This is a genomic window from Streptococcus sp. 1559 (assembly GCF_013276735.1).
Taxonomy (GTDB): domain Bacteria; phylum Bacillota; class Bacilli; order Lactobacillales; family Streptococcaceae; genus Streptococcus; species Streptococcus pseudopneumoniae.
On the sequence record NZ_VMLO01000052.1, the window covers coordinates 1 to 13130 of the forward strand.

Sequence of the window (13130 nt, forward strand, 5' to 3'; positions counted from 1 at the left end):
CTTAGTTTGGGAATTTACCAATAGTATATAATATAAGTAGATAGAGGATGAACAATTTATTGATGAAGTAGGAGCTGCTTTCTACTGACTTATCAGCTATAAAGGGGGCTTTGGGGTTTATAACTTATAGGAGGTGTACTATGAAAATCTTGAAACGTTACCTATTGGAACTCTGTTTTATTTTAAGTTTTGCCTTACCTTTTATAAAAGGAGTCAATGCGGATAATGGTAGACGCTTTGTGGAAATCTATTACGGTTTTACTTTTTTGATGGAACATGCCATTGTAACAGCTGTCTTTATCTGTTCGCTTTTGATTGCTTTCTTCCTAAAAAAACGATGGGCGAAATGGCTTGCTGCTGGTAGTTATTGCTTTTTAGTTCTATGGATTGCGACAGAGGGTTATTTCTTCCGCATGTCACTAGAAGATTTGATACGACTTTGGACAAGTTTGGAAATCCTGACACAAACGTATCAATTGGGCTTTTATCTAAATATTTTGTTGGGAATTTTGTTGATAATTAAGTATCTGAAGGTTAAGCAATAGTAATAAAAATGCGCTTGATTATAGACAATAAATTTGTTGTTTTATCATGGCAATGATAGCTGTAGTCCTAGATGAAATACAAGTTGCTTATAAAAGTTGAAAGAGATTGAAGGGGAGCTATTGTAACGCACCTTCCTTCAATCTTTTTGTTTTATTTTGGATATGTAAACGATTTACAATTCGATCCAAAATATGATAGAATAGGGTTATGAATAAAATGTACTATGCAGAAAATCCTGACGCTGCTCACGACATTCATGAGTTGAGAGTAGAATTGTTGGGAGAAAAAATGACCTTTCTGACGGATGCAGGTGTTTTTAGCAAGAAGATGGTTGACTTCGGAAGTCAGCTTTTGCTCAAGTGTCTGGAGGTCAACCAAGGAGAAACTGTCCTTGATGTAGGCTGTGGTTACGGACCTTTGGGCTTGTCTTTAGCTAAGGCTTATGGCGTTCAGGCTACCATGGTCGATATCAATAATCGTGCCTTGGGTTTGGCGCGACAAAATGCTGAACGAAATAAAGTAGAAGCGACGATTTTCCAGTCCAACATCTATGAACAAGTTGAAGGGAAATTTGAACATGTCATTTCCAATCCCCCTATTCGTGCTGGAAAAAAAGTCGTTCATGAAATTATCGAGAAAAGTAAAGATTTCTTGGAAATTGGTGGAGATTTGACCATCGTCATCCAGAAAAAACAAGGGGCTCCAAGTGCCAAGTCTAAGATGGAAGATGTGTTTGGCAATTGTGAAATCCTTAAAAAAGATAAGGGATACTATATCCTTAGAAGTGTGAAAGAATGAGAGCAGTTGATTTAATCCAAAAAAAACGAGACGGTCAAGAACTGACTTCAAGTGAAATTGAATGGCTGATAGAAGGCTATGTATCAGGAACTGTTCCTGATTATCAGATGTCTGCCTTTGCTATGGCTGTTTATTTTAAAGGAATGACGACTCGAGAAATATCTGATTTGACCATGAAGATGGTCAAGACAGGGCAAGAGTTTGACCTGTCTGCCATTGATGGTGTGAAAGTTGACAAGCATTCTACTGGTGGTGTCGGCGATAAGGTAACCTTGATTTTAGCTCCTCTTGTTGCTAGCTTTGGTGTGCCTGTGGCAAAAATGAGTGGTCGTGGCCTTGGTCATACTGGTGGGACAATTGATAAATTGGAGTCCATTAAAGGCTATCAAGTCGAGCGCAGTCAAGAGGATTTTATTCGTCAGGTTCAGGATATTGGTGTATCTGTCATTGGGCAATCAGACCAGCTGGTTAAAGCAGATAAACTTCTCTACGCCCTCCGTGATGTGACCGCAACTGTCGACACGATTCCTTTGATTGCGAGTTCGGTGATGAGCAAGAAAATCGCGGCAGGAGCGGATGCTATTTTGCTAGACGTAACTGTCGGTGAGGGCGCCTTCATGAAGACGGTTGATGAGGCGCGTGAGTTGGCTCAAACCATGGTGGAACTTGGTAAGGCTGTTGGCCGGAAGACAGTAGCGGTGATTACGGATATGAGCCAGCCTTTAGGGCGTGCGATTGGAAATCGTCTGGAAATCCTTGAAGCATTGGAGATTCTACAAGGTCAAGGACGTCAGGATATTACCCACTTTATTTGTGAATTGGCTCAAATTATGCTTGGTCTGGCAAATGTAAATAAAACAGTTGAAGAAGTTCGCCAACATCTTGAAAATGGCCAAGCGCTGGCTAAGTTTGAGGAAATGGTCCAAGCCCAAGGTGGAGACTTAGAAGACCTCTATCGTCCTGTAAATGTGTCCCATGTGGTGGAAATCCCTGCTCAGGAGACGGGTGTTATTTCAGCTCTTCCAGCTATGGAATTTGGGCTTTATGCTATGAGACTGGGGGCAGGCCGTGCAGTCAAGTCTGATGCCTTGGATTATGAAACAGGAATTGTTTTTGAAAAGAAAGTTGGAGATTCCGTTCAAAAGGGAGAAATTGTTGCAAAAGTATACACAAATGGAAAAATTTCTCATCAGCTAGTTACAGATTTTCAAAAATATGTTAAAATAAATGATAGGGTGCAAAGTTTACGAGAAATTATAGAAATTATCTCATAAACCGCAGGAGAATCCGAATATGAAATTAAATAAATATATCGATCATACGCTTTTAAAACAAGATGCAACAGAAAATCAAATTGATTGTTTGTTGTCTGAGGCTAGAGAGTATGATTTTGCCAGTGTTTGCGTTAATCCGACCTGGGTTGAACATGCTAAAAAAGAGCTTGAAGGCACAGATGTCAAGGTCTGCACAGTAGTAGGTTTCCCTTTGGGAGCAACAACTTCAACTGTGAAAGCTTTTGAGACAAAAGAAGCTATCCAAAATGGTGCAGATGAGATTGATATGGTGATCAATGTTGGGGCTCTCAAATCAGGTAATTTAGCCTTGGTTGAATCGGACATCCGTGCTGTTGTAGAAGCAAGTGGTGACAAGTTAGTGAAAGTCATTATTGAAGCTTGCCTTCTGACAGATCAAGAAAAAGTTGTGGCTTGTCAATTAGCCCAAAAAGCAGGAGCTGATTTTGTTAAAACATCTACTGGCTTTTCAACTGGTGGCGCTACGATAGCAGATGTTCAATTGATGCGTGAAACAGTTGGGTCTGATATGGGTGTCAAGGCTGCTGGTGGAGCTCGTTCTTATGAGGATGCTCTTGCCTTTGTCGAAGCAGGTGCGACCCGTATCGGAACGTCAGCTGGAGTAGCAATTCTAAAAGGAGAATTGGCAGATGGCGACTACTGAGTTGATTGAACTGGCAATTGAAACCAGCAAGAAAGCCTATGTCCCCTATTCTCACTTTCCTATCGGAGCAGTTTTAGTAGCCAAAGACGGAAGTGTTTACACGGGAGTGAATATCGAAAATGCTAGCTATCCTTTGACCAATTGCGGTGAGAGAACAGCCATTTTTAAGGCTATATCTGAAGGACAAAGAGAGTTTTCAGAATTGATTGTCTATGGACAGACTGAAAAACCAATCTCACCATGTGGTGCTTGTCGCCAAGTAATGGTCGAATTTTTTGAACAAGATCTAAAAGTGACCTTAGTCGCAAAAGATAAATCGACGGTCGAGATGACGGTCGGGGAGTTACTTCCATACTCTTTTACAGACTTAACTTAGTCTGAGTCGCTCTCTGAGTGGCACGGTCCTTGTGGCCAACCAATCCATACTTGCAACATCGTTGCACATCTTATTTAGGAGGTTCAGTAATGAACAAGAAACAATGGCTAGGTCTTGGCCTAGTAGCAGTGGCAGCAGTTGGACTTGCTGCATGTGGTAACCGCTCTTCTCGTAAGGCAGATTCATCTTCTGATGTGAAGACAAAAGCAGCAATCGTCACTGATACTGGTGGTGTTGATGATAAATCATTCAACCAATCAGCTTGGGAAGGTTTGCAGGCTTGGGGTAAAGAACACAATCTTTCAAAAGATAACGGTTTCACTTACTTCCAATCAACAAGTGAAGCTGACTACGCTAACAACTTGCAACAAGCGGCTGGAAGTTACAACCTAATCTTCGGTGTTGGTTTTGCCCTTCACAATGCGGTTGAAGAAGCAGCTAAAGAACATTCTGACTTGAACTATGTCTTGATTGATGATGTGATTAAAGATAAAAAGAATGTTGCGAGCGTAACTTTCGCTGATAATGAGTCAGGTTACCTTGCAGGTGTAGCTGCAGCCAAAACAACTAAAACAAAACAAGTTGGTTTTGTAGGTGGACAGGAGTCAGAAGTTATCTCTCGTTTTGAATCTGGTTTCAAGGCAGGTGTTGCCTCAGTAGACCCATCTATCAAAGTACAAGTTGACTATGCTGGTTCATTTGGTGATGCTGCTAAAGGTAAAACAATTGCAGCAGCACAATACGCAGCTGGTGCAGATATTGTTTACCAAGTAGCTGGTGGTACAGGTGCTGGTGTCTTTGCAGAAGCAAAATCACTCAACGAAAGCCGTCCTGAAAATGAAAAAGTTTGGGTTATCGGTGTTGACCGTGACCAAGAAGCAGAAGGTAAATACACTTCTAAAGATGGCAAAGAATCAAACTTTGTTCTTGCATCTACTTTGAAACAAGTTGGTACAACTGTAAAAGATATTTCTAACAAGGCAGAAAAAGGTGAATTCCCTGGCGGTCAAGTGATCGTTTACTCATTGAAAGATAAAGGGGTTGACTTGGCAGTAACAAACCTTTCAGAAGAAGGTAAAAAAGCTGTCGAAGATGCTAAAGCTAAAATCCTTGATGGAAGCGTAAAAGTTCCTGCAAAATAATGGATGGAAGTCATTTCTTAGGAAGCGGCCCTCGGTCGCTTTTTTAAGAGTTGAGACAAAGTCATTTTGTCTCAGTAAAGCTTGCTACTAGACAAACTAGCAAGTTTTATTGAAATAAAATAAGACTCTGAAAGGAAGAGCACATGGCACACGAAAATGTCATAGAGATGCGTGATATTACCAAGGTGTTTGGCGAATTTGTTGCCAACGACAACATCAACCTGCACCTACGAAAGGGTGAAATTCATGCACTTTTAGGAGAAAATGGGGCTGGAAAGTCCACGCTCATGAACATGTTAGCAGGACTTCTTGAACCAACTAGTGGTGAAATCGCGGTCAACGGTCAAGTTGTCAATCTCGATTCACCATCTAAAGCAGCTGGCTTGGGAATCGGAATGGTTCACCAGCACTTTATGTTGGTAGAAGCTTTCACGGTGGCTGAAAACATCATTTTAGGAAGTGAATTGACTAAAAATGGTGTACTAGATATTGCTGGAGCTAGCAAAGAAATCAAGGCTCTTTCTGAACGTTATGGCTTAGCTGTTGACCCTTCTGCCAAGGTAGCAGACATCTCAGTCGGAGCCCAACAACGTGTAGAAATTTTAAAAACCCTTTATCGGGGGGCTGATATCCTTATCTTTGACGAACCAACGGCTGTTTTGACTCCATCAGAAATTGATGAGTTGATGGCTATTATGAAAAATCTTGTCAAAGAAGGAAAATCAATTATCTTGATCACCCACAAGTTGGACGAGATTCGCGCAGTTTCTGACCGCGTTACAGTTATCCGTCGTGGGAAATCAATTGAAACCGTCGAAATTGCAGGGGCTACCAATGCTGATTTGGCAGAAATGATGGTGGGACGTTCTGTTTCCTTTAAAACGGAGAAACAAGCCTCTCAACCAAAAGAAGTGGTCTTGTCTATTACAGACTTGGTGGTCAATGAAAACCGCGGTGTCCCAGCTGTGAAAAATCTGTCCTTGGATGTTCGTGCTGGAGAGATTGTTGGAATTGCGGGGATTGATGGAAATGGTCAGTCTGAACTGATTCAAGCCATCACAGGTCTTCGCAAGGTTGAATCTGGTAGCATTGAGCTAAAAGGAGATTCAATTGTAGGCTTGCATCCACGACAAATTACAGAGCTAAGTGTTGGGCACGTTCCAGAAGACCGTCACCGTGATGGTTTGATTTTAGAGATGATGATTTCTGAAAATATTGCCCTTCAAACCTACTACAAAGAACCACATAGTAAAAATGGAATTTTGAACTATTCAAATATTACTTCTTATGCTAAAAAGCTAATGGAAGAATTTGATGTTCGTGCTGCCAGTGAATTTGTTCCTGCAGCTGCACTTTCAGGAGGAAATCAACAAAAAGCAATTATTGCTCGTGAAATTGATCGTGATCCTGATCTCCTTATCGTCAGCCAGCCAACTCGTGGGTTGGATGTCGGTGCCATTGAATATATCCACAAGCGCTTGATTGAAGAGCGTGATAATGGTAAGGCTGTTCTAGTTGTCAGCTTTGAATTGGATGAGATTTTAAACGTCTCAGACCGTATTGCCGTTATTCATGATGGTAAGATTCAAGGTATTGTGTCACCAGAAACAACCAATAAACAAGAACTTGGTGTCTTGATGGCTGGTGGAAACTTGGGAAAGGAGAAGAGTGATGTCTAAAAAATTACAACAAATTTCGGTTCCCTTGATCTCTGTCTTCCTTGGAATTTTACTTGGAGCCATTGTCATGTGGATCTTCGGCTATGATGCTATTTGGGGCTACGAAGAATTGTTCTATACAGCCTTTGGTAGCCTGCGTGGGATTGGAGAAATCTTCCGTGCAATGGGGCCTTTGGTCTTGATTGGTCTTGGATTTGCTGTTGCCAGTCGTGCAGGTTTCTTTAACGTTGGGCTTCCTGGTCAGGCTTTGGCAGGTTGGATTCTCAGTGGTTGGTTTGCCCTGTCGCATCCAGATATGCCACGTCCCTTGATGATTCTAGCAACTATCGTGATTGCTTTGATTGCTGGTGGGATTGTCGGAGCTATTCCAGGTGTTTTGAGAGCTTATCTCGGGACTTCAGAGGTTATCGTAACCATCATGATGAACTACATTGTCTTGTATGTAGGGAATGCCTTTATCCATGCCTTCCCTAAAGACTTTATGCAAAGTACAGATTCGACCATTCGTGTTGGGGCTAATGCAACCTATCAGACCCCTTGGTTGGCTGAGTTGACTGGTAATTCGCGGATGAATATTGGTATTTTCTTTGCCATCATTGCTGTTGCAGTTATTTGGTTCATGCTCAAGAAAACAACCCTTGGTTTTGAAATCCGTGCTGTTGGTCTTAATCCACATGCTTCAGAATACGCTGGTATTTCTGCAAAACGAACGATTATCCTATCAATGATTATTTCAGGTGCCTTGGCAGGTCTTGGTGGAGCTGTTGAAGGACTTGGAACCTTCCAGAATGTCTATGTTCAAGGGGCGTCATTGGCTGTTGGATTTAACGGGATGGCGGTTAGTCTGCTTGCGGCCAACTCACCAATTGGTATTCTCTTTGCAGCCTTTCTATTTGGTGTTCTCCAAGTTGGAGCTCCTGGTATGAATGCGGCGCAGGTACCGTCTGAGCTTGTTAGCATTGTAACAGCGTCTATTATCTTCTTTGTCAGTGTTCATTACCTTATCGAACGCTTTGTCAAACCGAAAAAACAAGTTAAAGGAGGTAAGTAAAGATGTCTATTACAACCTTGCTCACCCTCTTGGTGTCTTCTATGCTGATTTATTCAGCACCCCTCATCTTTACAAGTATTGGTGGTGTTTTCTCTGAACGTGGTGGTGTGGTAAACGTCGGTCTTGAAGGAATTATGGTTATGGGTGCCTTTTCTGGAGTTGTCTTTAACCTTGAATTTGCAGAACAATTTGGAGCAGCAACTCCATGGCTATCCTTGCTTGTAGCAGGATTGGTAGGGGGAATCTTTTCTATCATTCACGCAGCTGCGACGGTGCATTTCCGTGCAGACCATGTTGTCAGCGGTACGGTATTGAACTTGATGGCGCCAGCCTTGGCTGTTTTCTTAGTGAAAGTCCTTTATAACAAAGGACAAACCGACAACCTAAGTCAGACTTTTGGACGCTTTGATTTCCCAGTCTTGGCAAATATCCCAGTAATCGGTGATATCTTCTTCAAGTCAACTAGCCTTCTTGGTTACTTGGCGATTGCCTTCTCGTTCCTTGCTTGGTTTATTCTCTTCAAAACTCGCTTTGGTCTTCGTCTCCGCTCTGTTGGTGAACATCCTCAAGCAGCGGACACGTTGGGAATCAATGTCTACAAGATGAGATATTTAGGGGTTATTATTTCAGGTTTCCTAGGTGGAATTGGCGGAGCGATTTATGCTCAATCAATCTCAGTTAACTTCTCAGTGACAACTATTGTTGGACCTGGATTTATCGCCCTTGCTGCTATGATTTTTGGAAAATGGAATCCAATCGGAGCCATGCTTTCTAGTCTTTTCTTTGGACTTTCACAAAGTTTGGCTGTTATCGGTTCTCAATTACCGTTCCTACAAGGTGTGCCTGCGGTTTATCTTCAAATCGCACCTTATGTTTTGACAATTCTTGTCTTGGCAGCCTTCTTTGGAAAAGCAGTTGCACCAAAAGCAGATGGTATCAACTATATCAAATCAAAATAAGTATACAAAAAAACGTCAGTTCTGTTCAAACTGGCGTTTATTTTTTAGAATTTTGATGGGTTAAGTTTAATCCCCAAGGGACCAAATTTTCAGTCTTGTTTTTGATACGAGCGATATTGTCCTTATGACGAATGATAATCAAACTAGCAAGTGCTAGGATAATAGCGATGAAGAGAGGGTCATAGTGACTCAGGATAAAACCAACAAGTGGAAAGAGTAGAACTCCGATAACGGCTGCGATAGATGCTGTGACACTAGATAGTGAAATCATACTACCAAGATAGAGGGTTCCAAAGAAAACAACTGCAAGGTAGAGACAGAAGACAGGCGCAAATCCGAAAACCACTCCAGCACTGGTTGCGACAGCCTTACCACCCTTAAATCCTGCAAAGATAGGGAAGGTATGGCCAATAACAGCCAAAAGTCCAAAGATGAGAGGCGAAACGCCTTGCAGATGAAACATAATTGGAAGAAGCGTTGCTAGAGTTCCTTTGAAAAAGTCAATCACAAAGGTCGTCATACCAGCTTTCTTACCTAAAATGCGGAAAGTATTGGTTGTTCCAGTATTTCCAGAACCGTGTTCACGCAGATTGATTTGAAAGAATACTTGTCCAATCCAGAGACCAGACGGAATCGAACCCAGCAAATAGGCTAGGATTAATAAAACTATTGTAATCATACTCCTATTATATCATGAAATGGAGAAGAAAGGCAGAGAATCTCTTCTGAAATTGTCACAGCGGAGAAAGAAAAATTTTGCAAAATCCTTGGAAAACCTGTAGAATAGTAAAGATGAACGAATAGGAGGTTCCTTGTGTCAAAAAAGGAAATCAATATTAATAATTATAATGATGATGCCATTCAGGTGCTAGAAGGGTTGGATGCGGTCCGAAAACGTCCAGGGATGTATATCGGATCGACCGATGGCGCTGGGCTCCACCACCTAGTCTGGGAAATCGTCGATAATGCTGTCGATGAAGCCTTGTCTGGATTTGGTGACCGTATTGATGTGACCATCAATAAAGATGGCAGTTTAACGGTTCAAGACCATGGACGTGGGATGCCAACTGGTATGCACGCTATGGGAATTCCAACTGTTGAGGTTATCTTTACCATTCTTCACGCCGGAGGGAAATTCGGTCAAGGTGGTTATAAGACATCAGGTGGTCTGCACGGGGTGGGTTCTTCCGTTGTTAATGCCCTTTCTAGTTGGTTAGAAGTTGAAATTATCCGTGACGGGGCAATCTATAAGCAACGTTTTGAAAATGGTGGAAAACCTGTCACGACCTTGAAGAAAATCGGTACTGCACCCAAGACTAAAACAGGTACCAAGGTTACCTTCATGCCTGATGCGACTATCTTTTCTACGACAGACTTCAAATACAATACCATTTCAGAACGCCTCAATGAATCAGCCTTTCTTTTGAAAAATGTGACCTTGTCTTTGACTGATAAACGAACAGATGAAGCGATTGAATTCCACTATGAGAATGGGGTGCAGGACTTTGTTTCTTATCTGAACGAAGACAAGGAAACATTGACGCCGGTTCTTTACTTTGAAGGGGAAGACAATGGTTTTCAAGTGGAAGTGGCCCTCCAGTACAATGACGGATTTTCAGATAATATTTTGTCCTTTGTTAATAACGTTCGCACCAAGGACGGTGGAACGCACGAGACAGGACTCAAGTCCGCTATTACCAAGGTTATGAACGACTACGCGCGTAAGACAGGTCTTCTCAAGGAAAAAGATAAAAACCTTGAAGGATCAGACTATCGTGAGGGGCTAGCAGCCGTTCTCTCTATTCTAGTCCCTGAAGAACACCTCCAGTTTGAAGGACAGACCAAGGACAAACTAGGAAGCCCTCTTGCCCGCCCAGTTGTGGATGGAATTGTGGCAGATAAGTTGACCTTCTTCCTTATGGAAAATGGGGAATTGGCTTCTAATCTCATTCGCAAGGCTATCAAGGCCCGTGATGCTCGTGAGGCAGCCCGTAAGGCACGTGATGAGAGCCGAAATGGCAAGAAAAATAAGAAAGATAAGGGATTGCTGTCTGGTAAATTAACCCCAGCCCAGTCCAAGAATCCAGCTAAGAATGAACTCTATCTAGTCGAGGGGGACTCTGCCGGTGGTTCTGCCAAACAAGGTCGTGATCGTAAATTCCAGGCTATCCTACCTCTTCGTGGTAAGGTTATCAATACAGCCAAGGCCAAGATGGCGGATATCCTAAAAAATGAGGAAATCAATACCATGATTTATACCATCGGTGCAGGTGTTGGAGCAGACTTCTCTATTGAAGATACCAACTATGATAAGATCATTATCATGACCGATGCGGACACCGACGGTGCCCACATTCAGACTTTACTCTTGACATTTTTCTACCGCTACATGCGTCCCCTAGTTGAGGCAGGTCATGTCTACATCGCCCTTCCGCCTCTTTACAAGATGTCAAAAGGTAAAGGCAAGAAAGAAGAAGTAGCCTACGCTTGGACGGATGGAGAGCTAGAAGAACTCCGCAAGCAGTTCGGTAAAGGTGCTACACTCCAACGTTATAAAGGTCTTGGTGAGATGAATGCGGACCAGCTCTGGGAAACAACCATGAATCCAGAAACCCGTACCCTCATACGTGTCACCATCGAAGATCTAGCACGCGCCGAACGTCGTGTCAATATCCTCATGGGAGACAAGGTTGAACCACGCCGTAAGTGGATTGAGGACAATGTCAAGTTTACGCTGGAAGAAGCGACAGTGTTTTAAGTTAGTTTAAAGAGGAAATAAGAGTGAGAGTTATTGAATTATTTGCAGGTGCAGGTGGTTTGGCACTTGGAATAGAAAAAGCTGGATTCGAAGCCATTGGTTTGATTGAGTTTGATAAAGCAGCAGCGGCAACATTGAAACACAACAGACCTAGTTGGAATGTCATTCATGATGATATTGCAAATATTTCATCTCTTGATTTGGAGGAATATTTTAATATAAAAAAGGGAGAACTAGAACTGTTGAGCGGAGGTGCTCCCTGTCAAGCTTTTTCTTATGCTGGGAAACGTTTAGGTTTAGAGGATGCTCGAGGTACATTATTCTACCACTATGCAATATTTCTAAATAAACTTCAACCGAAAATGTTTGTTTTTGAAAATGTACGTGGCCTAGTTTCTCATGATCATGGAAAAACATTTCGAACTATTATGGATATTTTTTCGGATGAAGGTTACACGGTTAAATGGAAGGTTTTAAATGCCTGGGATTATGGAGTGGCTCAGAAACGTGAACGTATGATTATGGTTGGGGTTAGAAATGACTTAGCTGATATTATTTCGTTTGATTATCCAGAACCACATGAATATAAGCCAGTATTGAGAGATATATTATTAGATAGTCCGCCTAGTGTTGGTGCACAATATTCTGATTACAAGAGAAAAATTTTTGAATTAGTTCCCCCAGGTGGCTATTGGCGTGATATTCCAGAAGATATTGCAAAAGAGTATATGAAGTCAACTTGGGATATGACTGGGGGCAGGACAGGTATTTTGAGAAGAATGAGTTTAGATGAACCATCTTTAACAGTTTTAACATCTCCTACCCAAAAACAAACAGAACGTTGCCATCCATTGGAGGCTCGTCCTTTTACAGTTCGTGAAAATGCTCGCATTCAAAGTTTTCCAGATGATTGGATATTCCAAGGGAGCATAGGAAATCAATATAAGCAAGTGGGGAATGCTGTTCCAGTTAACTTGGCTTATGAAGTGGGGATAAAGATAAAAGAAAGTTTGGAGCAATTATGACTTGGGATGTAGATTTTATTAGTGAAGAAGATTTTTTAAAACATGTTCAGGATACTATTTCGAAGTATGGTGAAAAATTGAAATCTTTTGATTTGAAACGATTTAATAAGAATATTGTAGATCCTGTAAAATTAATTTTTGATAAGTCGGTTTATCGTAGTTCTTGGGATGAAATTATTAGTAATGAAATTTTTCGCCAAAGAGATAAATCAAATAATAATGATATTGGCTATTTCCATCAAACTATTTTCAGATATATGAAGAATTGTCGTGTCCCAGATAATGGAAAAGAAGGTGGCTGGGATGTTATATATGAGAATCCAGAAGGAATTTCTTTACCTGATGGTTCGCGTGTAAGTAGAATTTATGTTGAAATGAAAAATAAACACAATACTATGAATTCTGCATCATCAGGGAAGACTTTTATCAAGATGCAAAATCAGTTATTGAAGGATGACGATTGTGCCTGTTTCTTGGTCGAAGCAATTTCAAAGCAATCTCAAAATATTAAATGGGAACCTAAAGTTGACGGGGAAAAAGTTGGTCACAAATTTATTCGTAGAGTTAGCCTGGATCAATTTTATTTCATGGTAACGGGTGAAAAAGATGCCTTTTATAAGATGTGTATGAATTTACCATCAGTAGCTGAGAAGGCAGTAGAAAAAATGGGAACAGAGATCGTGCCAAATGATACTGTTTTTGAAGAAATCATTATGAAAGCAGAAGGAAATATTGAAGATGATAGTGAATTGGCAGTTGCAAGAGTGATCTATCTTCTAGGATTTTCAACTTATTTAGGTTTTGATAGAACATGATTTCATAACAAAATGGCGTTAATAA

The 13130-nt window shown here is 41.3% G+C and carries 13 protein-coding genes; 12 read left to right on the forward strand and 1 reads right to left on the reverse strand.

Translation table 11 applies throughout. The features are described 5' to 3' along the window. Positions 1–140: 140 nt before the first annotated feature. The 9 genes from HT688_RS07415 (at position 141) to HT688_RS07455 (ending at position 8507) form a co-directional block, all read left to right on the forward strand. Complete coding sequence (locus tag HT688_RS07415; protein ID WP_050207875.1) at positions 141–545, forward strand: hypothetical protein; 405 nt, start codon at positions 141–143, stop codon at positions 543–545. Between the two features lie 208 nt (positions 546–753). Beyond that, positions 754–1344 (forward strand): class I SAM-dependent methyltransferase, encoded by a 591-nt coding sequence (locus HT688_RS07420; RefSeq protein WP_078374311.1) that lies wholly within the window; start codon positions 754–756, stop codon positions 1342–1344. After that, positions 1341–2618: a pyrimidine-nucleoside phosphorylase gene (locus HT688_RS07425; RefSeq protein ID WP_050207874.1), complete on the forward strand. Its 1278-nt coding sequence runs from the start codon at positions 1341–1343 to the stop codon at positions 2616–2618. The genes HT688_RS07420 and HT688_RS07425 overlap by 4 nt, the downstream gene beginning before the upstream one ends. Positions 2619–2637: 19 nt before the next feature. Then, complete coding sequence (deoC, locus tag HT688_RS07430; protein ID WP_050207873.1) at positions 2638–3300, forward strand: deoxyribose-phosphate aldolase; 663 nt, start codon at positions 2638–2640, stop codon at positions 3298–3300. Continuing rightward, positions 3287–3676, forward strand: a complete 390-nt coding sequence (locus HT688_RS07435; protein ID WP_050207872.1) for a cytidine deaminase — start codon at positions 3287–3289, stop codon at positions 3674–3676. The genes deoC and HT688_RS07435 overlap by 14 nt, the downstream gene beginning before the upstream one ends. An 89-nt stretch (positions 3677–3765) precedes the next feature. Further along, the gene (locus HT688_RS07440) at positions 3766–4818 is read left to right on the forward strand and encodes a BMP family lipoprotein (RefSeq protein WP_050222932.1); all 1053 of its coding nucleotides are present in this window, start codon (positions 3766–3768) and stop codon (positions 4816–4818) included. 143 nt (positions 4819–4961) lie between these two features. Continuing rightward, entirely contained in the window at positions 4962–6497 is a 1536-nt protein-coding gene (locus tag HT688_RS07445; RefSeq protein WP_000929841.1) for an ABC transporter ATP-binding protein, read from the forward strand. Beyond that, the gene (locus HT688_RS07450; RefSeq protein WP_050207870.1) at positions 6490–7548 is read left to right on the forward strand and encodes an ABC transporter permease; all 1059 of its coding nucleotides are present in this window, start codon (positions 6490–6492) and stop codon (positions 7546–7548) included. The genes HT688_RS07445 and HT688_RS07450 overlap by 8 nt, the downstream gene beginning before the upstream one ends. 2 nt (positions 7549–7550) lie before the next feature. Next, complete coding sequence (locus HT688_RS07455; RefSeq protein WP_023940960.1) at positions 7551–8507, forward strand: ABC transporter permease; 957 nt, start codon at positions 7551–7553, stop codon at positions 8505–8507. Between the two features lie 37 nt (positions 8508–8544). Here HT688_RS07455 and plsY read toward each other — a convergent pair whose 3' ends face one another. Beyond that, on the reverse strand, positions 8545–9186 hold the full coding sequence (plsY, locus tag HT688_RS07460) for a glycerol-3-phosphate 1-O-acyltransferase PlsY (RefSeq protein WP_023936666.1): 642 nt from the start codon (positions 9184–9186) through the stop codon (positions 8545–8547). A 135-nt stretch (positions 9187–9321) separates the two neighbouring features. Here plsY and parE point away from each other — a divergent pair, with 135 nt between their 5' ends. From parE to HT688_RS07475, 3 genes are read left to right on the forward strand one after another with little or no spacing between them, the layout of a single operon-like run. After that, on the forward strand, positions 9322–11265 hold the full coding sequence (gene parE, locus HT688_RS07465; protein ID WP_050207869.1) for a DNA topoisomerase IV subunit B: 1944 nt from the start codon (positions 9322–9324) through the stop codon (positions 11263–11265). Positions 11266–11288: 23 nt separating this feature from the next. Next, positions 11289–12290: a DNA cytosine methyltransferase gene (locus HT688_RS07470; protein WP_050207868.1), complete on the forward strand. Its 1002-nt coding sequence runs from the start codon at positions 11289–11291 to the stop codon at positions 12288–12290. Further along, complete coding sequence (locus HT688_RS07475) at positions 12287–13105, forward strand: Eco47II family restriction endonuclease (RefSeq protein ID WP_050222935.1); 819 nt, start codon at positions 12287–12289, stop codon at positions 13103–13105. The genes HT688_RS07470 and HT688_RS07475 overlap by 4 nt, the downstream gene beginning before the upstream one ends. Positions 13106–13130: the final 25 nt, after the last annotated feature.

What these genes read in the sequence shown, in the direction of transcription:
- deoC (WP_050207873.1), top strand. Translation starts at nt 2,638, where the DNA reads ATGAAATTAAATAAATATATCGATCATACGCTTTTAAAACAAGATGCA.
- HT688_RS07415 (WP_050207875.1), top strand. Translation starts at nt 141, where the DNA reads ATGAAAATCTTGAAACGTTACCTATTGGAACTCTGTTTTATTTTAAGT.
- plsY (WP_023936666.1), bottom strand. Translation starts at nt 9,186, where the DNA reads ATGATTACAATAGTTTTATTAATCCTAGCCTATTTGCTGGGTTCGATT.
- HT688_RS07425 (WP_050207874.1), top strand. Translation starts at nt 1,341, where the DNA reads ATGAGAGCAGTTGATTTAATCCAAAAAAAACGAGACGGTCAAGAACTG.
- HT688_RS07445 (WP_000929841.1), top strand. Translation starts at nt 4,962, where the DNA reads ATGGCACACGAAAATGTCATAGAGATGCGTGATATTACCAAGGTGTTT.
- HT688_RS07440 (WP_050222932.1), top strand. Translation starts at nt 3,766, where the DNA reads ATGAACAAGAAACAATGGCTAGGTCTTGGCCTAGTAGCAGTGGCAGCA.
- HT688_RS07420 (WP_078374311.1), top strand. Translation starts at nt 754, where the DNA reads ATGAATAAAATGTACTATGCAGAAAATCCTGACGCTGCTCACGACATT.
- HT688_RS07475 (WP_050222935.1), top strand. Translation starts at nt 12,287, where the DNA reads ATGACTTGGGATGTAGATTTTATTAGTGAAGAAGATTTTTTAAAACAT.
- HT688_RS07450 (WP_050207870.1), top strand. Translation starts at nt 6,490, where the DNA reads ATGTCTAAAAAATTACAACAAATTTCGGTTCCCTTGATCTCTGTCTTC.
- HT688_RS07435 (WP_050207872.1), top strand. Translation starts at nt 3,287, where the DNA reads ATGGCGACTACTGAGTTGATTGAACTGGCAATTGAAACCAGCAAGAAA.
- HT688_RS07455 (WP_023940960.1), top strand. Translation starts at nt 7,551, where the DNA reads ATGTCTATTACAACCTTGCTCACCCTCTTGGTGTCTTCTATGCTGATT.